Raw genomic sequence first — 22441 nt, forward strand, 5'->3', positions numbered from 1 at the left:
CTCGCGCTCGGTCATGTCGACCACGGGTCATCCGACCATCCTCGGCTTGAACGATGAAGGGCCTGCCGCGCGTCCGCCACATCGACACCTGTCCGCGTTCGGAGCAATTCCACACATGACGAGCAGCACCGAGGCCACCTCGAACACCCCGCAGGTAGCGGTCAACGACATCGGTTCCGAGGAGGCCTTCCTCGCCGCGATCGACGAGACCATCAAGTACTTCAACGACGGCGACATCGTCGAAGGCACCGTCGTCAAGGTCGATCGAGACGAGGTCTTGCTCGACATCGGCTACAAGACCGAGGGCGTCATCCCCTCGCGTGAGCTCTCGATCAAGCACGATGTCGACCCGGCCGAGGTCGTCGAGGTCGGGGAGCACGTCGAGGCGCTTGTTCTCCAGAAGGAGGACAAGGAAGGCCGTCTCATCCTGTCCAAGAAGCGCGCCCAGTACGAGCGCGCCTGGGGCACGATCGAGAAGATCAAGGACGAGGACGGCATCGTCACCGGCACGGTCATCGAGGTCGTCAAGGGTGGTCTCATCCTGGACATCGGCCTGCGCGGCTTCCTCCCGGCATCTCTGGTGGAGATGCGGCGGGTCCGCGACCTGCAGCCGTATGTCGGGCGCGAGCTCGAGGCGAAGATCATAGAGCTGGACAAGAACCGCAACAACGTGGTCCTGTCCCGCCGCGCCTGGCTGGAGCAGACCCAGTCCGAGGTTCGCCAGACCTTCCTCAACACCCTCCAGAAGGGGCAGGTCCGCAAGGGCGTCGTCTCTTCGATCGTCAACTTCGGCGCCTTCGTCGACCTCGGCGGTGTGGACGGTCTGGTCCACGTCTCCGAGCTCTCCTGGAAGCACATCGACCACCCCTCCGAGGTCGTCGAGGTCGGCCAGGAGGTCACCGTCGAGGTGCTCGACGTCGACATGGAGCGCGAGCGGGTCTCCCTGTCGCTCAAGGCGACGCAGGAGGACCCCTGGCAGCAGTTCGCCCGCACGCACCAGATCGGCCAGGTCGTCCCCGGCCGGGTCACCAAGCTGGTGCCGTTCGGTGCGTTCGTCCGCGTCGAGGAGGGCATCGAGGGCCTGGTCCACATCTCCGAGCTGGCCGAGCGCCACGTCGAGATCCCCGAGCAGGTCGTCCAGGTCGGCGACGAGATCTTCGTCAAGATCATCGACATCGACCTCGACCGCCGTCGCATCTCCCTGTCGCTGAAGCAGGCGAACGAGGGCGCGATCGGTGCCGACGTCGAGTTCGACCCCACGCTCTACGGCATGGCGGCCACGTACGACGATCAGGGCAACTACATCTACCCCGACGGCTTCGACCCCGAGACCGGCGAGTGGCTGGAAGGCTTCGAGAAGCAGCGCGAGGAGTGGGAGCGGCAGTACGCCGAGGCCCAGACCCGCTTCGAGGCCCACAAGTCGCAGGTCGAGAAGGCCCGTCAGGAAGAGGCTCAGGCGGCCGGCGCGTCCACCTACTCCGGTGAGACGGCTCCGGCGTCGAGCGGTGGCGGCGCGGCCCCGGCCGCGGGCGCCCTGGCGTCCGACGAGGCCCTGGCGGCGCTCCGCGAGAAGCTCGCGGGCGGCCAGAGCTGACGCTCCGACAGCACCACGAGAAGGGCTCCACCGATCGATCCGGTGGGGCCCTTCCCCGTTTCCGCCCTAAAGTGGGCGGGTGACGCGGATCGAGCGGGCCCTGCCCGAGGACGCCGGAGAGATCCTCACCCTCCAGCGCGCCGCCTATGTGACCGAGGCCCAGCTCTACGGCGACCCGTTCATCGCGCCGCTGGTGGAGTCGCTGGATCAGATGCGCGCGACGATCGGCTCCTCGACCGTCCTGAAGGCCCTCGGAGGGGCCCTCGGAGGCGACCGCATCGTCGGCGCGGTGCGCGGGCGGCTCGCCGACCGCACCGGCGTCATCGGGCGGCTGGTGGTCGCCCCCGACCACCAGGGCCGGGGCCTCGGGACGGCGCTGATGGGCGAGATCGAGCGCGAGCTCGGCGCGGAGGCCGAGGCGTTCGGCCTGTTCACCGGCCACCTCTCGGAGGGCAACCTGCGGCTGTACCGCCGCCTCGGCTACCGCGAGACGCGGCGCGAGCGCGTCCACGAGCACCTCACCCTGGTCCACATGAGGAAGCCCGCCTGACGGCACCTCGGGGAGGCCCCGGCCAACCGCGTTGGCTACCCTTCCGTGCATGCTGAAGATCGGGCTCACGGGCGGGATCGGATCGGGGAAGAGCGAGGTGTCCCGGCGCCTGGCCGGCCACGGCGCGGTGGTCATCGACGCCGACAAGATCGCGCGGGAGGTTGTCGAGCCGGGCACGAGCGGCCTGGCCCTCGTCGTCGAGGAGTTCGGCCCGGGTGTGCTGCGCGAGGACGGCACGCTCAACCGGGAGAAACTCGGCCAGATCGTGTTCCCCGACCCCGAGAAGCTCAAGCGGCTCAACGCGATCGTCCACCCGAGGGTGGGGGAGCGCATGGCCGAGCTGCAACGGCGGACCCCGGCGGACGCCGTCGTGGTGTACGACGTGCCGCTGCTCGCCGAGAACGGCCTGGCGCCGATGTACGACCTGGTGATCGTGGTGGACGCCCCCGACGAGGTGCGCCTGGAGCGCCTGGTGTCGCAGCGCGGCATGGCGCGGGAGGACGCCCTGGCGCGGATCAGGGCCCAGGCCTCCCGGGAGGACCGGCTCAAGATCGCCGACATCGTCGTGGCGAACGAGGGCGGCCTCGGCGATCTGGACGCGCGCGTCGCCGAGGTGTGGGAGGACCTCCAGGCCCGCCGCGACCGCCCCGCCTGACGCTAAAACGCGCGGGCCGCACCGGACGGACGCCGGACGGAGGCCGGACCGACACCAGATGGAGGCCGGACGGACGCCGGATGGGCTCACGGCTCGGGCCGGGCTCGGGACTGCGGGCGGCCTCAGAATTCGGCGTCGAGGGGAATCTGGCGCACGTTCGGGAGGTAGGGGTCCAGCTCGCCGGGGTCGAACCGGCACATGCCGGCCACGAACCAGAACTGCCCGGCGACGTCCCCCTCGGTCTTGTACCGGCCGTCGGGGCTGAACGCCGCCCACCCCTCGGGCAGGCCGAGCAGCGTGGCCCGCCGGACCGGCGTCTCGCCGGTGAGGTCCCAGAGGATCACCACGCCGTCGTCGCCCGCGCTGGCCAGCCGGTCGCCCGAGGGACTGAAGGCCACCGAGCCGATCCGGCGGGTGTGGCCGACCAGCGTGTGCAGGTGGGAGCCGGAACCGGCGTCCCACAGCCGGACGACCAGGTCGTCCCCGCCGGTGGCCAGCATGGCGCCGTCGGGGCTGAAGTCCAGCGTCCACAGCCGCCCGGTGTGCCGCCGTAACGTGTGCAGCGGGTCGGCCGACCAGGCCCCGCCCTCGGCGCCGAGCCGCCAGACGCGGGCCGTCCCGTCGTTGCCGGCGCTGGCGAGCAGCCTGCCGGCCGGGTCGAACCGCACGGCGTACACGCGGTCGGAGTGCCCGTCCAGGGTGGCCAGGCGCATGCCGGTCCCGGCGTCCCACAGCCGCACCATGCGGTCGTCGCAGCCGGTGGCGATGGTGGCGCCGTCCGGGCTGAAGGCGATCGCGCGCACGCGCCCGCGGTGCTCGGCGAGGCTGCCGACCTCGCGGCCCGAGGTGCGGTACCACAGGCGGACGCTGTCGTCGTCGTTGGCCGTGGCGAGGATCTCGCCGTCAGGGCTGAACGCCTCGGCCCAGACGTGGTCGGTCTCGACGTCGAGCTCGCGCTCGAAGGCGGGGGAGGACAGGTTCCACAGGTAGATGCCGCCGTCGTTGCTGGCGGTGGCCAGCAGCGGGCCGGCCGGGCTGAAGATGGCGGAGATGAGGCGGTCGGCCGAGCCGGTGAGCTCGCGCAGGCGGCGTCCGGTGCGCGGGTCCCACAACCGGACGTAGCCGTCGTTGCCGCAGGTGGCGAGCATGGTGCCGTCCGCGCTGAACCGCGCGGCGGTGATGCGGCGGCCGTGGCCGCGCAGCGTGTGCCGGCACTGGCCGCTGCCGGGGTCCCAGAGGCGGGCCGTGCCGTCGTTGCTGGCCGTGGCGAGCTGGCGGCCGTCCGGGCGGAAGGCGAACGGCCACACCGACCCGCGGTGCCCGGCCAGTTCGGCGCGCCGGCGGCCTGTCTCCGGGTCCCACATGCGCACGACGCCGTCGCTGTCGCCGGTGGCCAGCACCCCGCCGTCCGGGGAGAACAGGACCTGGTAGACCGCCCCGGAATGCCCGTGCAGCACGCTGACGGCCTGCCCGTGGCGGGGGTCCCACAGCCGCACCCCGCCCGAGGTGTCGCCCGAGGCGAGCAGGTTCCCCGACGGGTGGAAGTCCAGCGCGTACACCCGGCCGGTGTGGCCGCGCAGGTCGTGCAGCGGCTCGCCGGTGAGCGGGTCCCAGACGCGCACGACCCCGGTGTGGTCCCCGGCGGCCAGCATGCGGCCGTCCGGGCTGAGCACCAGCCGGTACACCGTGCCGCGGTGGCCGGTCAGCGCGTGGACCAGGGTGCCGGTGGCGAGGTCCCAGACGCGGATCGCGCCACCCGCGTCGCCGGTGACGAGCCTGCCGGGCAGGAAGACCACGGTGTAGATCGGCGCGGTGTGGCCGGGCAGCGTGGCGACGTGCGCGCCGGTGAGGGCGGACCACACGTTGATCACCCCGTCGGCGCCGCCCGCCGCCACCAGGTCGCCGGCGGGGCTCACCACGACCGGCCAGACCCCCTCGGGGTGCCCGGCGCGCGCGTGGCGCACCTCCCCGGTGAGCGGGTCCCAGACGCGGACGGCGCCGTCGGCCGCGCCGGTCACCAGCACGTCCGGGCCGTACGCCACCGTGTACACCCGGCCGCGGTGGCCGTGCAGGGTGCGCAGCGGCGCGCCGGTGACGGTGTCGCAGATCAGCACGCCGCCGTCCTCGCTGCCGAGGGCGAGCAGCCCGCCGTCGAGGCTGTAGGCGACGGGGCTGGGCAGGCGGCTGCTCTGGTAGTGGTACCCGTAGGGCACGCCGATCTGCGGCGGCGCGAGCTCGGGGGTCACCGGGTGGCCGGGGACGATCGCCGCGCCGTGCAGCGCGGGGTCCGACGCCAGGCCGGGGGAGGCGGTGACGTCGATGAGCGCCGCGCGGTTCCAGCGCCCGCCCTCGACGGAGACGTCGCGCAGGTCGGCGCGCGAGAGCCGGGCCCGGCCGAGGTCGGCGCCGCGCAGGTCGGCCCCGGACAGGACGGCCTCGTCGAGCCGGGCGCCGGCGAGGCGGGCGTCGCGCAGGACCGCCCGGGACAGGTTGGTCCCGACGAGCCGGGCGTCGGTCAGGTCGGCCCCGGTGAGGTCCACCCCGGCGAAGTGGCGGTAGGACAGGTCCTCGCCACTCAGGCGGGCGCCGCGCAGGTCCGTACGGGCGGGGGTGCGCAGCCGGGTGGTGACCTTGATGGCGTTGGCCCGCCCGGTGTCGTCCGCCTCCGGGTCGCTGAGCGTGGCGCCCGCCCACGCCTGCAACCGCGCGGTGTCGGCGAGGTCGCACAGGAAGTCGACGATCAGCGCCGACAGGGGCCGCCGTGACAGGTTCTCGTCCAGGAGGCCGGCCAGGTGCCGGGCGACCAGCCACTCCATCACCGAGGCGTGGATGAAGCCGAACAGCCCCTCGTCGGTGCGGACGAGCAGGCTGCCGGTCCCCATCGCGTGGGCGGTCTGCCCTGCCGACAGGCGGCTGCCGGCGAGCTCGGCCAGCGTCTCGGCGACCTCGGCGAGGTCGGCGGGTTGGAGGTAGGCCTCGCCGCTCTCCCACAGGCGCAGCGCCAGCGTCGTCGCCGCCCGCCACAGCTCGCCGGCGGTCAGGCCGCCCGGCGCCCCGGGCACGTGGGTGCGCAGTTCCTCGAACCGCAGCCAGTGGTCGAGGATCTCGGCGTACAGCCCGGCCGCGCTGAGCGTGTCGCCCGCCTGGGCCGCCGCGCGCAGGCGGTCGTCGGGCAGGTCGGCGATGAAGCTGAGCATGCGCGGGTTCTGGGCCAGGCCGAGCAGGTCGCTGATCCCGTTGATCATGCTCATGCGCTCACCGGCCGCGTCCGCGTCCCCGCCGTACCGGTTGAGCAGGTACGCCCTGACCTGCGCGGGGGTGAACTCCTCCACGCTGAGCACCCGCCGGTGGGGCAGGGTGCCGACCCGCTCGCCGAGCGCCGTCAGCACCTGGGCGTGCGACTTGAAGTGCTGGGTGCGGCTCGCCACCACGATCTTGGCCTTGTCCTCGGCCGCCTGGAGCAGCGTCTCGAGATGGTCGGCGGCGCGCTCGTAGGTGACCCGGGTGACCAGCTCGTCGAAACCGTCGAACAGCAGGACGATGCGGCCCTGGCGCAGCATGTAGTGGAACGCCTTGAGGTCGATCAGCTCCTCGCCGTGGTTGGCGAGGTGGGCCGCGACCAGGCCGTCCACCGAGTGCGCCTTGTCCAGGGCGCGCAGCTCGATGAAGATCGGCGTCAGGTGGGGGAGTTCGGAGGGGATCCTGCGCGCCACCTCGCGCAGCGCGAACGTCTTGCCGCGCCCGAAGTCGCCGAGCAGCAGCACGAACCGGCCGTGGTCGGCCGCCAGCAGCCGCATCAGCTCGCCGGCGAGGTCGTCGCGCACCCCCGCCACCGCGCGGTCGACCTCGCGGAACCGCTGCGGGACGTACAGCGCCGGCGGGTAGCGGCGGTCGTCGCGCAGCCGGGCGCTCTGCTCGGCGACGTGCTCGGACAGGTCGAGCAGCCCCTGGAACTCGGTGAAGCTGCGCAGGCGCACGCCGAGGCGCAGCGCGTCGTCGCGGACCTGCCGGGACGGGGCCGGCCCCTGGTACACCAGCTCGGAACCGTGCTCCAGCCCCGCCGCGTGGACGTGCCGCAGGAAGGACGTGACGTCCTCGCCGGTCAGCGGCCCGGCGTGGGCCCCGATGAGCTGCTGGCGGACGAAACCGTCCTCGGCGAGGGTGACGAGCAGGTGTGGCGGGTCGCCTTGCACCTTGCGGATGCGCGCCCGATCGCTGCGCGTCTCGCACACCTCGGCGATCCTGTCGAGCAGCAGGCCGGCGGGGTCGGCCTCGCGGGCGTGCTCGCCGCCGGTGTCCGGCGGGGCCTCCAGCGGGTCCAGCGCGGCCCGAGGGGCGGCGGCCGGAGGGAACGTCCCCCGGACCGCGCGCCGGTCGTAGGAGAGCTCCTGGGGCGGGGAAAGGGTGGGACGGTCGCGCGCCCAGCGGCGAAGGCCCGCGGGACTCACCTCGATGATCTGGTGGCGCCCCGGCGCCAGGGACGGCACGCACGGCACCTCGCCGATCCAGCCGACCTCGTCGGGGCCGCCGCCGTGCACCAGCAGGTTGAGCCGGGGCCCGAGCAGTTCGGCGAGCGTGTCGGCGTCGCGCAGCGCGGCGGGGGGATGGCCGAGGACGCCCACGCGCAGCCAGCCGGTCTCCTCGAAGGGGCGCAGGCGCTCGGCGAACCACGCGGCCTGGGCCTGGCCGAGCCAGCCGTAGGAGTCCTCCTCGCGATGGCTCATCGCCATGGTGGAGTTCAGCCCGGCGGCGACGACCCGCAGGCCGGGCTCGGCGAACAGGCTCCAGGGCTGGGCGCTGTCGAAGTCGAGGTCGGTGAGCCCCTGGTAGACGTCCTTGAACAGGCCGGAGAAGTGGCGCCATTTGGGCCAGTACGGCGGCTGCGGCGCCACGTCGTCGGCCTCGCAGGTGGCGAAGTAGGCGCGGCTCGCGGCCTTGGTGACGTCGCGCGGCCCCGGGACGATCACCAGGCGCCGCGGTTCGAGCCCGAGCAGCACGCGCAGCCCGGTCAGGAACGCCAGCGCCTCGCCGTACTCGCGGATGCTGCCGGACGCGGTGAGGTCGCCGGTGACCAGCAGCAGGTCGGGACGGGGGACGCCCGCGTCCGCCAGGCGGGTCAGGTCGGCCCAGATGCTCGACTGCAGCTCCCCGGCGCCGAGCGGCTCGTCGGCCTCGGCCAGCCCGCGGCCGAAGCGGGGGCCGGCGACGTGCAACAACGTGATCGCCTCGCGCTCGCCGCTCGCCGGGCCGTCGGAGGGGAACGCGGGCGGCGTCACGGGAGTCCTGCGCGCCGCCCGGACGCCGGCCGGCTCGCCGCGCGGCGCCACCGCCGGGGCCGCGACCCGGCCCGCGCCGTCGCGCACCACGGTGCCCGGGATCGTCCTGGCGGGCACGGCGGGGAAGCCGGGCTGCTCGGCGGGCTTGGCCCGTCCCGCCAGGGTGTGGCGGATGCGGCTGAGCAGCAGCGACCTGGCCTCGGCCGCGTCGGAGACGCCGACCATGTCCACCCAGGTGATCGTGGAGAGCAGGCCCTCCAGCGGGCAGTCCTCGATGCGGATCGTCACCAGCCGGTTGCCGGGATTGTCCGGGTCGGCGCGGAACGCGGTGAGCCATTCCTGCCGCCCGAACCGGGAGCCGAGGTAGTTGCGCGACAGGACCGCGACGATCAGCCCGGCCTCGCTGACCCCGCGGTCCATGAAGTCCACGAAGTTCGTGCCCGGCACGAAGTCCCAGGCCTGGAGCATGGTGCGGTACCCGGCGGACTCGAGCTGCCAGGCGATCCACGACGCCCAGCGCTCGTCGGCGGGCGAGTAGCTCACGAAGATGTCGATCCGCGTGCTTTCCCGGTCGTCCACTGCGCACCCCTCGCCTGGTCCCGCCGTCGCGCCGCCCTCGCCGGCCGCGCGCCCGGCCCTCCGCCCGCCTCCGGTCCGGGGGCCGGCGCCCGCGAACCCGCCCGCGGCGGTCACGAGGCCGTGGTGAGGCCCCTCCCGTATGACATCCACGCCGGCGCGCGGGTTCATCGGCGTCATTATCTCCTCTGCGGCCGGGGCTTTCGAGGGTTCGGATCATTCGAGCGGTGTTGCATCGGTGTGGGATCATGGCACGCGTGAAGTGGCGGCCGAGCGTCCTCGACTGGGTCAGGATCGGCGTGCTCGCCACGGGCCTGCTGTGCGTTGCCACTGGCCTGCTGCCCGCCGCCGAGGCGTCCGCCAACGTCCGGCGCATCGGGCCGTTGCTGCTGTTCCTGGCCGCGGTGATCATCTTGGCCGAGCTGACCAAGGAGGCGAACGTCTTCGACGTGCTCGCCGGGCGGCTGGCGATCATCGGCCGCGGCAACTACGCCGCACTTTTCGTGCTTTGTACGGCTTTCGCGTCATTTGTCACGATATTTCTGAATCTCGACACGACGGCGGTGCTGCTGACGCCCGTCATGCTCGCCCTGGCGCCCCGCGCCCGCATCGCCGCCCTACCGCTCGCCATGACCACGATCTGGCTGGCCAACACCGCGAGCCTGCTGCTGCCGGTCTCCAATCTCACCAACCTGCTCGCCATGGGCCGGGTCGGGCTGTCCACCCAGGACTTCGCCGCGCGCATGTGGGCCCCGCAGGCGGCCTCCATCGCGGTGACCATGCTGCTGCTCTGGATCTTCTACTGGCGGCGCGGGGAACGCGGCGAGGACCGGTACGTCCCGCCGCCGCCCGCCCCCGTGGGGGACCCGGTGCTGTTCGGGGTCGCCGCCGGGGCCTGCCTGCTGTTCATCGCGGCCATCCTCGCCGGCGTCCAGATCGGCGTCGCAGCCGCCGTCGCCGCGGTGATCGTCATCGCCGCCTTCGCCTGGCGCGACCCGTCCAAGCTGACCTGGGCGCTGTTCCCGTGGCAGCTCCTGGTCTTCGTGACCGGGCTGTTCCTGGTGGTCCCCACGCTCAGCCGCTACGGCCTGAGCGACCTGATGCGCGGGCTCATCGGCGACGGCGGCGGGGCCCTCGGCGACTACCGGGCCGCCGCCGCCGGGGCCGGACTGTCCAACGTCGTCAACAACCTGCCCGCCTACGCCGCGGGCGAGGCGGTGGTCCCCTCGGGCGACCACCGCCGGCTCCTGTCCCTGCTCATCGGCACCAACGTCGGCCCGGTCATCACCCCGTGGGCGTCGCTGGCCACGCTGCTGTGGTTCGAGTGGTGCCGCCGCCGCGGGGTCAGGGTGCCGATGCTCAAGTTCGTCCTGACGGGGGTGTGCCTGGCCGTGACCGGGCTCGCCGCCACGATCGGGGCCCTCCTGCTGACCTCCTGACCGGGCTCAGCGGGTGGCCGCCGCCACGAGGTCGAGCAGGTCGTCCACCAGCGCCGGGTGCGCGGCGACGAAGCTGCGCCGCTCCGCCGGCAACCCGGTGCGCCCGTCGAACCGGGACCCGTCGAAGCCGCGCACGGTGAGGCCGGCCTCCTGGGCGATCAGCAGGCCGCCCGGCAGGTCCACCGCCTCGGCGCGGTAGCCGACCACCGCGTCGATGTCCCCGCGCGCCAGCATCACCCAGCCCAGCATCGGCGCCCAGAGCTGCAGCACCCGCCGCGCGCGTACGTCCAGCGCCGACTTCAGCGCGCGCAGGGCGGGGTCGTCGCGGGCCACGCCGTGCCCCTGCGTCCAGGCGAGCACCGGCCCGCGCGGGTCGTCGTCGTAGCGCGGGCAGGCCAGCGGCCCCTTCGGCCCGGACGCGCCCGCCCCCCGGACGGCCGACCACGTGCGCCGTCCCACCGGGTCGTGGACGACGCCGAGCCGCGGCAGGCCCTCGTGGCACAGGGCGACCCCGACCACGTACAGCGGGAGCCCGAGCGCGACGTTGCTGGTGCCGTCCAGCGGATCCACCAGCCACGTCCACGCGCCGTCCGGATCGCCCGACATGCCCGACTCCTCGGCGATCACCCGATGATCGGGGAAGGCGCTCTGGAGGCGTTCGAGCAGCAGCTTCTCCGCCGCCACGTCCAGGTCGGTGACGATGTCCCCCCCGGCCTTGGCACGGACCTCCAGCACGCCCGAGACGCGCTCCCTGAGCAGGTCCCCCGCAGCCTCCACGGCCGCCACCGCCACCCGGCGGGCGTGATCGAGATCCATCGGAACCTCCTAGGTCCGGGGGTCCGGGCCGGCCGGTGCCGGTCCGGGCTGGTCGGCGCTAGGTGCGCGCCAGGTGGTCCGCCGCCAGCCGGGCGGCCCGGGCGGTCTCCTCATCGTCGCAGCGTTCCCTCGTCACGCGGTGCGAGCGCGTGCCGAGCGGGCCCAGGGACAGGTCGGCCGCGCCGGGGCGCCCGTCGCCCAGCGCGATCGTCGCGGTGTCGGTGCCCTCGGGGATCACGCTGCGGTGGAACACCCCCGCGGGCAGCGTGTAGACGTCGCCCGTGCGGTACACCCCCGCGGCGCCCTCGGTGTAGGTGACCGTGCGGCCCGTCGGGTGGATGTCGTCCACACCGCCCGCGCTGACCACCTCCAGCACCCGGTGGGTCGCCCCCGTCTCGCGGTCGGTCACGCCCACCAGCTCGTTGCGCACCTGGCCGTACAGCACGTAGCTCACCAGATCCCAGCTGTGGCAGTGGACCTCGGAGGTCGTGTTGCCCGCGCTCGGCAGGTCGCCCGACCACAGGTGGACGCAGACGCCGCGCGCGCCGCCGCGCTCCACCGGCAGGCAGACGAAGCCGAGCGGGTGCCGGACCGCCCTGACCGCGGAACGGCCCGCGGCGACGTCCTCCAGCAGGCGCGTCGCCCAGCGGAGGATCGACCTGGAGACGACGCCCGAGGTCAGCTCGTCGTGCAGCTCCTGGTACCTCATACCGAATAAGGATTCTTCGCGCGGATGGCCTTGCGGATGATCTCGACGACGTCGCGGTCCCCGTACGACTTCGGCAGGCCGAGGCCGAGCACCTCGAACAGCTTGCGCGTCTCGTCGACGGTGGGCTCGTCGCTGAGGGGGGCGGCCTTCGCCGCCTCGATGGGGACCCGCCGCGTCTGGTCCAGGCTGGACATCAGCTCGGTGGCGCAGTGGTCATAGTAGAAACTGCCCCGCCTGCTCATGAGCGCGCGGTTCGGGTCCTCGACGGTGATGATGACGAAGCCCGCCGACAGGTCCCAGCGGAACGTCGTCATCGTGGACGACAGCCCGAGGTCGATGTCCAGCAGGCTGAACCGCTGGCGGTGCCAGCACGCCGCCAGGATCGTCGCGTACGACTCCTTGCGCGTGCGGTCGACCGTCCAGTACTCGCCGGTGCCGTCGGGGGCCTCGGACACCGACCGGCGGAAGCGCACGTACGCCTCGCACACGCCGATGTGGGTCGGGTCGATGATCTCCAGGCGCATGAGCAGCGCCCGGCGCTCCCTGCGGGCGGCGACGACCAGGTCGGGCAGCGTCACCGCGCGCACGTAGGTGCCCGTGCCGCCCTTGAAGCTCCAGCGGTCGGTGGCGCGGCGAGCCTCGGCGTGCGCCTCGGCGATCTCGTCGGCGCCGTTGAGCACCTGAACGGCCTGCAGGTCGTCCAGCACGCGGCGTGCGCTCTCGACGACCGCCTCCAGGCGGTCCAGGCGGTCCAGCCGCGCGGGGAGGTCGGCGAGGGCGCCCGAGGTGGTGCGGAAGTTCTCCTTGATCGTCTCTTCCATGGGCTCCTGACGCCAGCGGTCGCGCAGGATCGCGGCGGTCAGCAGGCCCAGCACCAGCAGTGTCACGCCGTTGATCAGATCGCTCTTGTCCTGACCCAGGATGCGGTCGCCGGAGGCCAGGCCGAGGAAGGCGATGAACACGGCCAGCAGGAGGGCGATGACGCCGTCGGCGTTCTTGCCCAGCCATGCCACGAACTTCCCCATGCGCCCCACAGCGCCCGCCCCGCCTCGACGATAAGTCAGCCCCGCCGTCATGGTAACGACATGGTCAAAGTTGGACCAGTAGCGCATGGGATAGCCAGTGTTGACGGGTGTCCCGCCGCGCCGGGCGCGCCCGCGCGGGGGACCGGCCGGGGCGGTCCGGCGAGCGCCCCGGAAATGTCGGTGGCTCGGCGTAGGTTATGGAGGTGTGAGGCCGGTAACAGATTTGCAGCGCAGGGTGGCGCCCTTCGAGGTCGTCACCGACATGACCCCCTCCGGTGACCAGCCGACGGCCATCGCCGAGCTGGAGCGCCGCGTCAAGGGCGGAGAGAGGGACAACGTCCTGCTCGGCGCCACGGGCACCGGCAAGACGGCGACGGTGGCGTGGCTGATCGAGCGGCTGCAGCGGCCCGCCCTGGTGATGCAGCCCAACAAGACGCTCGCGGCCCAGTTCGCCAACGAGCTGCGCGAGATGCTGCCCAACAACGCGGTCGAATACTTCGTCTCCTACTACGACTACTACCAGCCGGAGGCGTACGTCCCGCAGACCGACACCTACATCGAGAAGGACTCCTCGATCAACGACGAGGTCGACCGGCTGCGCCACTCGGCGACCAACTCGCTGCTGACGCGCCGCGACACCGTCGTGGTCGCCTCGGTGTCGTGCATCTACGGACTCGGCACGCCGCAGGAGTACGTCGACCGCATGGTCCGGCTCAAGGTCGGGCAGGAGGTCGAGCGCGACCGGCTGCTGCGCCGCCTGGTCGACATGCAGTACGCGCGCAACGACCTGTCGTTCACCCGCGGCACCTTCCGCGTGCGCGGTGACACGATCGAGGTCATCCCGCAGTACGAAGAGCTCGCCGTGCGCATCGAGATGTTCGGCGACGAGATCGAGAAGCTCTCCACGCTCCACCCCCTCACAGGCGAGGTCATCACCGAGGACCAGGAGCTGTACATCTTCCCGGCCTCCCACTACGTCGCCGGCCCCGAGCGCATGGAGCGCGCGATCCGCGACATCGAGACCGAACTCGCCGCCACGCTCGCCACCATGGAGAAGCAGGGCAAGCTGCTGGAGGCCCAGCGGCTGCGCATGCGCACCACCTACGACATCGAGATGATGCGCCAGGTCGGCACCTGCTCCGGTATCGAGAACTACTCGCGGCACATCGACGGCCGCGAGGCCGGCTCCGCGCCGAACACCCTGCTCGACTACTTCCCCGAGGACTTCCTGCTCGTCCTCGACGAGTCCCACCAGACCGTGCCGCAGATCGGCGCGATGTACGAAGGCGACGCCTCACGCAAGCGCACCCTCGTCGACCACGGCTTCCGCCTGCCCTCGGCGATGGACAACCGGCCGCTCAAGTGGGAGGAGTTCCTCGGCCGCATCGGCCAGACCGTCTACCTGTCGGCGACGCCGGGGCCGTACGAGCTCGGCCGCAGCAAGGGCGAGGTCGTCGAGCAGGTCATCCGCCCGACCGGCCTGGTCGACCCCGAGGTCGTCGTCAAGCAGACCAAGGGCCAGATCGACGACCTGGTCCACGAGATCCGCGAGCGCGCCGACAGGGACGAGCGCGTCCTGGTCACCACCCTCACCAAGAAGATGGCCGAAGATCTCACCGACTACCTGCTGGAGCTCGGCATCCGCGTCCGCTACCTCCACAGCGAGGTCGACACGCTGCGCCGCATCGAACTGCTCCGCGAGCTGCGCATGGGTGAGTTCGACGTCCTGGTGGGCATCAACCTGCTCCGCGAGGGCCTCGACCTGCCCGAGGTCTCCCTGGTCGCCATCCTCGACGCCGACAAGGAAGGCTTCTTGCGCAGCGAGACCTCGCTGATCCAGACGATCGGCCGCGCCGCCCGCAACGTCTCGGGCCAGGTCCACATGTACGCCGACCGCGTCACCCCGTCCATGGAGCGCGCGATCGACGAGACCAACCGGCGCCGGGCCAAGCAGATCGCCTACAACGAGGCCAACGGCGTCGATCCCAAGCCGCTGCGCAAGAAGATCGCCGACATCCTCGACTCGCTCGCCCGCGAGGACGCCGACACCGACCGCCTGCTCGGCGCGGGCCGCCAGCAGAGTCGCGGCAAGGCCCCCGTCGCCGGCATGGCCCCCGCCCGCCAGGTCGGCCAGCACGCCAAGACCATCGCGGGCGAGATGCCCCGCGCCCAGCTCGAGTCCCTGGTCCAGTCCCTGACCGAACAGATGCACACGGCCGCCGCTGACCTGCAGTTCGAGGTGGCTGCCCGCCTCCGCGACGAGATCAAGGAACTCAAGCGCGAACTCAGGGACATGCGCGAAGCCGGCGTCCACTGAAAGCCACCCGGTTCCGGCCAGTGAGCACTCGCCTTACAAGCGAGGGGCCACCCGCCCACGTACGCACAAGGACGTCTCTGGGGCAACCCATCTCGGAAATGGTCCTCGCCTCCGGCTCGGGCTGTTTTCCTCGGGCCTCCGGCGCGCGTAGATCTCACCCTGCACTCATCCGGCATCGCGGGCGGACCCGTGCAGAAAGAGACCGTTACGCCGCGCTTCGCCCTGAGATTGCTCATCCAGCCGTACCGCGAGCTCGGCCAGGGTGTCGGCGCCTAGGACGTTACGGATGCCGAACCGCTCGGCGCGAGCCGACCAGGAATGACGCCGGATGGCGATCCACCCGCCGAAGAAGTCCATGATCTGCCAGGTACGCCCGTGACGCTGCTGAAGCTGGTCAAGGCTCGGAGCGCTCACCGCGTCAACTGCCAGTCCTTGGCTCGGCCCAGCACAAAGGCCAGCGCCAAAGCACCCTCAGACACCGGGAACAGGTAGTACCTGTCACCGTCTGCCGGGCGCACCGAGTAGGCCGGCTCACTCGCCCCCCGGACGACCGTCACCGTCGCTCGCACCCGCCCATCGGCCCCGCGTACTTCGAGCACCGGAGGGACGTACTCAGGTGCTGAGTAGTCCTCGAACCGCAGTCGGAGCCGAATGACCCGGACTACCCGGCCGATGATGCCGTGCTTCCGGAGTGCGTCACCGAGCCCGCCCAGCAACGCGCCGTAGTAAGCGGCGGTGGACTGCTCGACAGAGTCGTATGTGGTCGCCATGACACCGACGTCCCTTCAGCCGGGAGGATTGAGATTGAGTTCGTTAAGCCGCTTCACTGCGAGGACCGTGACAGTCAAAGCACTCCACCCGCCGCAGCTCTACCGGCCGGCCGTCCAGCCGAACCGCACCATTTGCGCGATGCGCCCGGATGTAGCGCCAGCCCCTACTTCTGCATGCACGGCACTTTTCTGGTGTTTGCTCCTCGTGAAGAGACATGGCATCAAGAATGTGCAACCGAGTTAGCGCGATACATCCCACAGGGGCATCCACAAGCGGGATGCTGGTATCCCGTCGCGGGATAGCCGTCAGCACATATCGTCGAAATTGCCCAGTAGATGCACCCTCCGACCTGAAAGGAAGTCACCGGATGCCCGCAGGCTCGGCAGACCCCCGCAAGGTCCCCGCATCCGTCTGGCAACTACCTGCGATGATCGCCGCTCTACGCGCCCGCGACATGGGCCATGTCTTGCGGTTGGTGCGGCAGTACGCCGGTATGAGCCAGACAGCTATAGGTATCGCTACCGGCTTCAGTCAGGGCAAAGTCAGCGAAATCATGAAAGGCGCGATACAGGTCAGCCGTCTGGACGTCTTCGAGCGGATCGCCGCTGGTCTGGCCATGCCGGACCCCGCGCGGATCTCCCTCGGGTTGGCGCCCGTCTCCGCAGAGGCAGGCGCCATGACGGGCCGTCCCCTCAGCCCTTCCCCTACGCCCCCATCTGATCAACCGTCCGAAGTGGATGCCGACCCGGGTCTTACGGCGCAGCACATCAGCCTGAGAAGCCTGACCAGCGCCACGAGCGCTCCAATCGTGACGGGACTGCGCCGCATCCTCACCGCGCAGATCGAGGCCGAGGCGATGATGGGCCCTCAGCTCCTCATGCGATCCATCATCGGACAAGTACCGATCATCGAACGCGTCTGCCAAGTGGCCAAAGGCACCGATCGTCATGAAGCACTCAGCTTCGGAAGTGAGTTCCTGGAATTCTTCGGATGGCTATACCAGGACTCCGGAAACTACATCGAAGCCATGAGATGGACGAACAAAGCGCTGGACTACGCGATGGAGATGGGCGATCACCATGTCATCTCCTACATCCTCATGCGCAAGAGCAACATCGCCGCAGAATCAGGCGACCACGCCCACGGCCTTGGTCTGGCAAACGCGGCTCTCACCAACGCGGGCGCGCTCACCCCGCGATTGAGAGCGGTAGTCCTACGCGCCCGCGCGAACGCTCACGCCCACCTCGGCGATCTCAGTAGCTTCGCCGAAGACTCCGAAGCCGCACTCTCCGAAGCCATCGCAGGTGTGAACCAGGAGGAGTCGGACCGCGCCCGCTACTGCACGCCCGCGTACATCGAGATGGAAGCCGGGGCCTCCTGGCTGCTGCTGGGCCGGGCCGCGAACGCTCTACCGATCTTCGAGGACAGCCGATCGCGCTGGATCGAGACCTCGCAGGTACGTGACCAAGCCCTTTGCCTCGCCCGCCTCGCCACTGCCTACGCCGTCGCAGATGAGCCGGAGCGGGCATGTCTGGCCACCGACGACGCCCTCACCTTGACCCACGTCCTCGGTTCAGGCCGGGTATTGTCGCAGCTCAAGACCCTGCGCCGCCGTCTCGCCAAATGGTCGGCACAAGACGATGTGGCAGACTTGCTCACCAGGCTCGACATCGTGACCGCACCCCCGAGTGCGCCCACCACGTCGGAAGGACCCTGGTGAACCACCTGCTGACCACAGCCACCACGACCGATGAGCAAGCACGAAACGCATCGCTTGCCATCCTCCCCGTAGGAAGCTTCGAGCAGCACGGTCACCACCTCCCGCTCATCACGGACACTGTCGTCGCATCCCTGATAGCGCGAGAAATCGCCGACGCCTACAACGTTTTTGTCCTTCCGCCAGTGACCATTTCCTGCTCGCATGAACACAGCAAATGGCGAGGCACCGTCAGCATCTCGTCTCAGACGCTCTACGCCATTGTCAACGACGTATACGACTCGGTCACCCGATCAGGTATCTCAGCCTTGGTGATCGTGAACGGCCATGGCGGAAACTACGTCCTGGGCAACGTCGTACAAGAAGCCAACGCTGCAGGCAAGAACATGGCCCTGTTCCCCGCCAAGGAAGATTGGGCCGAAGCCAGAGACGCGGCCCAGCTCACCACGAGCATGTACGAAGACATGCACGCCGGCGAAATCGAAACTTCCATCCTGCTCTACGCACACCCAGAGCTGGTACGCGAAGGCTACGAGTCCGCCGACTGGACCGCCCCCGACCGCCGGCATCTCCTCATCAGCGGCATGCAGGCCTACACGACCAGCGGAGTCATCGGCCGCCCATCCCTCGGCACCGCCGAAAAAGGCAAAACCGTACTCGATTCCCTCACCCGCAGCTTCGCCGCCGTCTCGCACCTGCTCGACAACCGCTGAGCAATCACCGAGATCACTGCCGAATTGTTCGTGTGAATATCAAGGCGGCAGCGCGGCCCGTCGCCCGCTCGCCGGCCGCGCACGCGGCCTGGGGGCCGCTCCCGGCCGTCAGCAGCTCTGGCCGCTCACCATTCGCTGGCACCGCCTTGGCCCCTATGCCTGGCCACTGGCAGTGACAGGGCATCGCAAAGTGAGCCGCTCTTTCGGCAGCAGCTACGCTCCAGTAGGTGGCTTCCTAAACCAAGGCATGCAGAAGCTGGTACTGCGTTGTGGTGTTGCACAGCACACAGCCTCTGTGTCGCTAGGCCGCGATCCGTGGAGATCGCTGAATCGCAACAAACAGCCCTACCGCCAGTGCTGCGCCCATCATGAGCACGACAAGGCGGCCGGTACCGTGCCAGCTCTCTATAGCCTGCCGTACCGTTTGCCCTACCTCGGCCGCAATCCCTTCCACTACCTCTTCCACCTCCTCCCAATAAACGAAAACGCCAGGTCTCCCTCTTAGGTGACCCGGCGCGCCTGTTGCTCGTAGGCGTTGAACCTGGGGTGTCGCCCGAACGCTGGCCGCGCTCCTCTGCCCAGAGGTGTGCCAGGTCCGATTTGACAAGTGCGACCCTACATGTCGGGTCTTAGCTCGCGGGGCGAGAATCTCGAAATTCATGCCTCCGGCGGGGGCGCTCCGGCTCCGGGATGCCTCCGAGCTGAAGAGCGCGGGCCATAGGTGGCTGATATAGAGCCCGCGCATCCCTCCTGCCATCGACCCGGGCAAGCCCAGCAGGCCAGCTCCTACGGCTCAAGCCCGTCTGTGACCCTTGGCGTCCAATGCCCGTGGAGCGGCGACCGGCTGACGTATGTCAACGGCGGCTGAATGCTGACCCCCTGGCGTCGTCTGAATTCTGACCCCTCCGTTGCGATTGATCGTTACTGGTCGTTGCTGTGGTCGGCCGCGGGCACGCGGCCCAGGTCGCGGTTCTTGAGGCGGTAGCTGTCTCCCTTCAGACTGATGACCTCGGCGTGGTGGACGAGGCGGTCGATCATCGCCGCGGCGACGACGTCGTCGCCGAACACCTCTCCCCAGCGTCCGAACGGTTTGTTGCTGGTGACGATCAGGCTGGCCCGCTCGTAACGGCTGGAGACCAGTTGGAAGAACAGGTTGGCGGCCTGGTGCTCGAACGGGACGTAGCCGACCTCGTCCACGATCAGGACCGGGATCCGCGACAGCCTGGTCAGCTCGTCTTGGAGTGTCCCCCGGATGTGGGCGTCGGCGAGGCGGTCCACCCACTGGCCGGCGGTGGCGAAGGCGACCCGGTGGCCGGCCTGGCAGGCGCGGATACCCAAGCCGATCGACAGGTGGGTCTTTCCGGTGCCCGGCGGGCCGAGGAACACCACGTTCTCACGGGCGGCGACGAAGTCCAGCGTGCCCAGGTGCGCGATGACGTCGCGTTTGAGGCTGCGCTGGTGGTCGTAGTCGAAGTCCTCCAGCGCCTTGCGGGCGGGGAAACGGGCCGAGCGGATCCGTGCTTCACCGCCGTGCGATTCCCGCGCTGCGACCTCCCGCTGCAGGCAGGCGGCCAGGAACCCCTCATGGCTCCAGGACTCGGCCCGGGCCCGCCCGGCGAGCCGTTCCACCGCCGCCGCCAGCGATGGCGCCTTGAGTACCCGGGTGAGATACGCCAGTTCGGCATGGAGGTTGCGTGAGCCACCGGCGGCCGCCGTGGTGGTCGTGGCCGGCGCGCGTGCCATCAGGCCACCCCCTCGGCCGTCAACAGGGCGTCGTAGTCGCTGAGCGGGCGCTGCTCGACCTCGACCTCGGGAGGGCCGGTGGTGGGAGCCCGCAACCGCGCCCCGCCGCGCAACGCGGCGGCGGCCTTGGCATGCGCTGGATCGGTGATGGTCTGATGGGACGCCCAGCAACGCCGGTGCCGGGCCACCGGCCGGCCACCGCAGGTCACGCTGACCTGCTCCAGATCGGCGATGACCTCCACCAGCCGGCCGATCGCCGAGGGATGCACCGAGTAATCGTTGGAGGCGATCCGCACGTAATGATCGCGCGGGAGCCGGGTCGAGGTCCGCCACCCGACCGTCGGCGCGACCGGCGGCAACGCCACCATCGCCGCCAGATCGGCGTGCAGCCGGTCGGCCGGGCGGCACTCCAGACGGCGATGACGGCGCGCGTTGGCCTTGCCCAGCCACTCGGCCAGCTGCGCGTTGAAGTCGTGCGGGGAGCCGAAACCACGCCCCGGCAGGAACGAGGTCTCCAGATAGCCGTTGGCCCGCTCCACCAGCCCCTTGGCCTCCGGATCGCCCGGGCGGCATTGCCAGATCGCGATCCCCAGTACTCCGCGGAACGCCTGCGCCTGCGCGGTCAGCTGCGCACGGCCCGCCTTCCACTGACCGATCGCGCTCTCGTTGTCCCACACCAGCGTCCTGGGCACGGCGCCAAGCCCCGACAGCAGCGCCCAGTGGCCGGCAAACAGGTCCCCGGCCTTCCGGGAGGGCAGCATTCGAGCCATCAGCCACCGCGAATACCCCAAGACCATGACCAGCACCGGCGGGCTGCCGCGATGCCCGGCTCCCAGCGGCACCTTCACCGGCGGGAACCACAGATCGCATTGCGCCAGCTCGCCGGGCTGGTACGTCGTCCGCGACGCAGGATCCACCGGCTGGTAGACCGGCCGCAGCAGCCGGATCCGATCCTTGAGCACGGTCATCGAACGTTCCCAGCCGATCCGCTCGGCGATCACCGTCGCCGGCATGCGCGGGAAGTCGGCCAGCAGCGCCCGGATCTGCGGTTCCACCGCGTCGACGATCGACCCCTTACCCGCCCGCCGGTACTTGGGCACCTCATCGGCCGCCAGCGCCCGCTTGACGGTGTTCTTCGACATGCCCAGCCGCCGAGCTATCGCCTTGATCGGCATCTGCTCGGCCCGGTGCAACCGGCGGATCTCCGCCCAGTCCTCCACCTTGATCACCCTCCAGAGTGGACTGAAGGGGGTCAGTTTTCGGCCGTCGCCACAGGGTCAGTTTTCACCCGTCGTCGACAGGCGGACAAGCCGTTCTATCGGGGCTCCGCTTCCCATGTCCGGCGGTCCATCAGATCGAGACCGTCCCTTGCCACCAGCCCTAAGGCCTTAACTTCACGGCCTTGCCCTAAGGGGTTATTTCCGGATTTTCACGGAGATCGGCAGTGATGCGGCCAGTCCAAGCAGGCCCTCGCCCTGATTCAGTGGACAGGAAGGAGGGGCGCCGTGCATGATGGCGCCGCCCGGCGCCGAAGTGCCCTCCGTCCGGCCGGCTGTTCTGGGGTCGGTATTCGTTTGCCCGATGGGTGCCAGAGCCGAGATGCTCGCCGCATGGGATGGTGGGCATGCGGTTGAGGTTGCGGCGGTTTCAGGGGCGGATCGGCGCGTCGGAGTGCCGGGTGGTGCGGCCCTGGGCGCCGCTGCGGCATACCGCGCTTGCGGATCCGGCCGGGTACGGCTGGTTGGTCGGTGACCACGACGGGCTGTCGCGTCTGGCTGGCCTGTTCTCCTTGGCCGCCTACTCGCGTCACACGGTCGTGCACGTTCCCCTGCGCGACGGCGTGCCCATCGACGGGGAAGAGGATTTCCTGCTGGGCTGCGGCGGGCGGGTCGACCTGGTGCTGATACACCATTCGCTGGGGCTGCGGGTCACGAAGTGGCCGTCGCTGCGGCGGGGACTGACCGGGGGCACGGCGCTCACGGTGCGCACGGACGAGGGGCGGACCGCCCGGGACGCCGCCGCGTGGGAGAAACGCGCCGGTCACGCGGATATGAGGGACTGGCTCAAGCCCGTTACCCACGAACGCACGCTGTTCCTCGTCGGGAGCATGGGCGTCTTCGCGGCCGCCGCCATGGAACTCGCGGTCGCGGCGGGATGGGGGCCGATGGAGAAGGGCGTGGCCAAGGGCCAGCCCGCCCTGATCACGACGCTCACCGGTCACCTGAGAGCCGACCCCGCCGCACGCGGGCCGGAGATCGACATCTCCTTCAAGGCGTATCCGCCCTACAGGCACTTCAGAAGGCCACGTTAGTCCCCCTGACACGATTGGTCCCCGTGCTCGACGACCTGAGCGCTCGGCGATTCCGTGCGTGGCAGAACTTGGTCGCACGCGGCCACTGCCCAAGCCTTTGGACGCGGCCGTGAACCGGACGGTCCCTGAGGCCAGGTCCTTGATCAGCCGTGCCTATTTGGGCCGCGCCGCCCCGCGGCGTGCCGCTCGAATCGCCGGGCGGAATGCATTCCGCCCGGCGATATGTCCC

The 22441-nt window shown here is 70.5% G+C and carries 16 protein-coding genes; 8 read left to right on the plus strand and 8 right to left on the minus strand.

Annotated features, from left to right (window positions below):
- Nucleotides 1-115 precede the first annotated feature (115 nt).
- The 3 genes from rpsA to coaE all read left to right on the plus strand — a co-directional run bounded on the left by rpsA (nt 116) and on the right by coaE (nt 2799).
- The gene (gene rpsA, locus AB0H21_RS09640) at nt 116-1594 is read left to right on the plus strand and encodes a 30S ribosomal protein S1 (RefSeq protein ID WP_358513917.1); all 1479 of its coding nucleotides are present in this window, start codon (nt 116-118) and stop codon (nt 1592-1594) included.
- Between the two features lie 79 nt (nt 1595-1673).
- A complete protein-coding gene (locus tag AB0H21_RS09645) occupies nt 1674-2144 on the plus strand; it encodes a GNAT family N-acetyltransferase (protein ID WP_358513919.1) in 471 nt (156 codons plus the stop codon).
- Between the two features lie 49 nt (nt 2145-2193).
- Nucleotides 2194-2799, plus strand: coding sequence for a dephospho-CoA kinase (gene coaE / locus AB0H21_RS09650; protein WP_358513921.1), 606 nt, complete (start codon nt 2194-2196; stop codon nt 2797-2799).
- Nucleotides 2800-2921: 122 nt separating this feature from the next.
- Here the strand turns inward: coaE and AB0H21_RS09655 are convergent, their stop codons facing one another.
- Nucleotides 2922-8822 (minus strand): TIR domain-containing protein, encoded by a 5901-nt coding sequence (locus AB0H21_RS09655; protein WP_358513923.1) that lies wholly within the window; start codon nt 8820-8822, stop codon nt 2922-2924.
- Nucleotides 8823-8899: 77 nt separating this feature from the next.
- Here AB0H21_RS09655 and AB0H21_RS09660 point away from each other — a divergent pair, with 77 nt between their 5' ends.
- Nucleotides 8900-10090 carry an SLC13 family permease gene (locus AB0H21_RS09660; RefSeq protein ID WP_358513925.1) on the plus strand — a complete coding sequence of 397 codons (1191 nt, stop codon included), beginning with the start codon at nt 8900-8902 and terminating at the stop codon, nt 10088-10090.
- A 6-nt stretch (nt 10091-10096) separates the two neighbouring features.
- On the opposite strand, the gene AB0H21_RS09665 is transcribed toward AB0H21_RS09660, so the two are convergent.
- The 3 genes from AB0H21_RS09665 to AB0H21_RS09675 are packed head-to-tail and all read right to left on the minus strand — an operon-like array spanning nt 10097 to nt 12640.
- On the minus strand, nt 10097-10906 hold the full coding sequence (locus AB0H21_RS09665; RefSeq protein WP_358513927.1) for an inositol monophosphatase: 810 nt from the start codon (nt 10904-10906) through the stop codon (nt 10097-10099).
- Between the two features lie 58 nt (nt 10907-10964).
- Nucleotides 10965-11615, minus strand: a complete 651-nt coding sequence (locus AB0H21_RS09670) for a hypothetical protein (RefSeq protein ID WP_358513929.1) — start codon at nt 11613-11615, stop codon at nt 10965-10967.
- Nucleotides 11612-12640 (minus strand): hypothetical protein, encoded by a 1029-nt coding sequence (locus tag AB0H21_RS09675; protein WP_358513931.1) that lies wholly within the window; start codon nt 12638-12640, stop codon nt 11612-11614. Before AB0H21_RS09675 ends, AB0H21_RS09670 begins: the two co-directional genes overlap by 4 nt.
- Before the next feature lie 205 nt (nt 12641-12845).
- On the opposite strand from AB0H21_RS09675, the gene uvrB reads away from it, so the two are divergent.
- Nucleotides 12846-14957 carry an excinuclease ABC subunit UvrB gene (gene uvrB, locus AB0H21_RS09680; RefSeq protein WP_358513933.1) on the plus strand — a complete coding sequence of 704 codons (2112 nt, stop codon included), beginning with the start codon at nt 12846-12848 and terminating at the stop codon, nt 14955-14957.
- A gap of 165 nt (nt 14958-15122) precedes the next feature.
- Here the strand turns inward: uvrB and AB0H21_RS09685 are convergent, their stop codons facing one another.
- Both AB0H21_RS09685 and AB0H21_RS09690 read right to left on the minus strand, forming a co-directional pair.
- Nucleotides 15123-15371 carry a hypothetical protein gene (locus AB0H21_RS09685; protein ID WP_358513935.1) on the minus strand — a complete coding sequence of 83 codons (249 nt, stop codon included), beginning with the start codon at nt 15369-15371 and terminating at the stop codon, nt 15123-15125.
- Entirely contained in the window at nt 15368-15727 is a 360-nt protein-coding gene (locus AB0H21_RS09690; RefSeq protein WP_358513937.1) for a hypothetical protein, read from the minus strand. Before AB0H21_RS09690 ends, AB0H21_RS09685 begins: the two co-directional genes overlap by 4 nt.
- A 368-nt stretch (nt 15728-16095) precedes the next feature.
- Between AB0H21_RS09690 and AB0H21_RS09695 the strand changes: the two genes are divergently transcribed.
- Both AB0H21_RS09695 and AB0H21_RS09700 read left to right on the plus strand, forming a co-directional pair.
- Nucleotides 16096-17448 (plus strand): helix-turn-helix transcriptional regulator, encoded by a 1353-nt coding sequence (locus AB0H21_RS09695; protein ID WP_358513939.1) that lies wholly within the window; start codon nt 16096-16098, stop codon nt 17446-17448.
- A complete protein-coding gene (locus AB0H21_RS09700; protein WP_358513941.1) occupies nt 17445-18158 on the plus strand; it encodes a creatininase family protein in 714 nt (237 codons plus the stop codon). The genes AB0H21_RS09695 and AB0H21_RS09700 overlap by 4 nt, the downstream gene beginning before the upstream one ends.
- Nucleotides 18159-19079: 921 nt before the next feature.
- On the opposite strand, the gene istB is transcribed toward AB0H21_RS09700, so the two are convergent.
- Together istB and istA are read right to left on the minus strand one after the other, a co-directional pair.
- On the minus strand, nt 19080-19901 hold the full coding sequence (istB, locus tag AB0H21_RS09705; RefSeq protein WP_358513943.1) for an IS21-like element helper ATPase IstB: 822 nt from the start codon (nt 19899-19901) through the stop codon (nt 19080-19082).
- Nucleotides 19901-21130 (minus strand): IS21 family transposase, encoded by a 1230-nt coding sequence (istA, locus tag AB0H21_RS09710; RefSeq protein ID WP_358513945.1) that lies wholly within the window; start codon nt 21128-21130, stop codon nt 19901-19903. The genes istB and istA overlap by 1 nt, the downstream gene beginning before the upstream one ends.
- A gap of 395 nt (nt 21131-21525) precedes the next feature.
- Between istA and AB0H21_RS09715 the strand changes: the two genes are divergently transcribed.
- A complete protein-coding gene (locus tag AB0H21_RS09715; RefSeq protein ID WP_358513947.1) occupies nt 21526-22212 on the plus strand; it encodes a hypothetical protein in 687 nt (228 codons plus the stop codon).
- The last annotated feature ends 229 nt before the right edge of the window (nt 22213-22441 follow it).

This window comes from Sphaerisporangium sp. NPDC051011 (assembly GCF_040653595.1).
Classification (GTDB): domain Bacteria; phylum Actinomycetota; class Actinomycetes; order Streptosporangiales; family Streptosporangiaceae; genus Sphaerisporangium.

What these genes read in the sequence shown, in the direction of transcription:
- AB0H21_RS09715 (WP_358513947.1), top strand. Translation starts at nt 21,526, where the DNA reads ATGCGGTTGAGGTTGCGGCGGTTTCAGGGGCGGATCGGCGCGTCGGAG.
- rpsA (WP_358513917.1), top strand. Translation starts at nt 116, where the DNA reads ATGACGAGCAGCACCGAGGCCACCTCGAACACCCCGCAGGTAGCGGTC.
- AB0H21_RS09665 (WP_358513927.1), bottom strand. Translation starts at nt 10,906, where the DNA reads ATGGATCTCGATCACGCCCGCCGGGTGGCGGTGGCGGCCGTGGAGGCT.
- AB0H21_RS09660 (WP_358513925.1), top strand. Translation starts at nt 8,900, where the DNA reads ATGGCACGCGTGAAGTGGCGGCCGAGCGTCCTCGACTGGGTCAGGATC.
- AB0H21_RS09690 (WP_358513937.1), bottom strand. Translation starts at nt 15,727, where the DNA reads ATGGCGACCACATACGACTCTGTCGAGCAGTCCACCGCCGCTTACTAC.
- AB0H21_RS09675 (WP_358513931.1), bottom strand. Translation starts at nt 12,640, where the DNA reads ATGGGGAAGTTCGTGGCATGGCTGGGCAAGAACGCCGACGGCGTCATC.
- AB0H21_RS09655 (WP_358513923.1), bottom strand. Translation starts at nt 8,822, where the DNA reads ATGAACCCGCGCGCCGGCGTGGATGTCATACGGGAGGGGCCTCACCAC.
- AB0H21_RS09695 (WP_358513939.1), top strand. Translation starts at nt 16,096, where the DNA reads ATGCCCGCAGGCTCGGCAGACCCCCGCAAGGTCCCCGCATCCGTCTGG.
- AB0H21_RS09670 (WP_358513929.1), bottom strand. Translation starts at nt 11,615, where the DNA reads ATGAGGTACCAGGAGCTGCACGACGAGCTGACCTCGGGCGTCGTCTCC.
- istB (WP_358513943.1), bottom strand. Translation starts at nt 19,901, where the DNA reads ATGGCACGCGCGCCGGCCACGACCACCACGGCGGCCGCCGGTGGCTCA.
- coaE (WP_358513921.1), top strand. Translation starts at nt 2,194, where the DNA reads ATGCTGAAGATCGGGCTCACGGGCGGGATCGGATCGGGGAAGAGCGAG.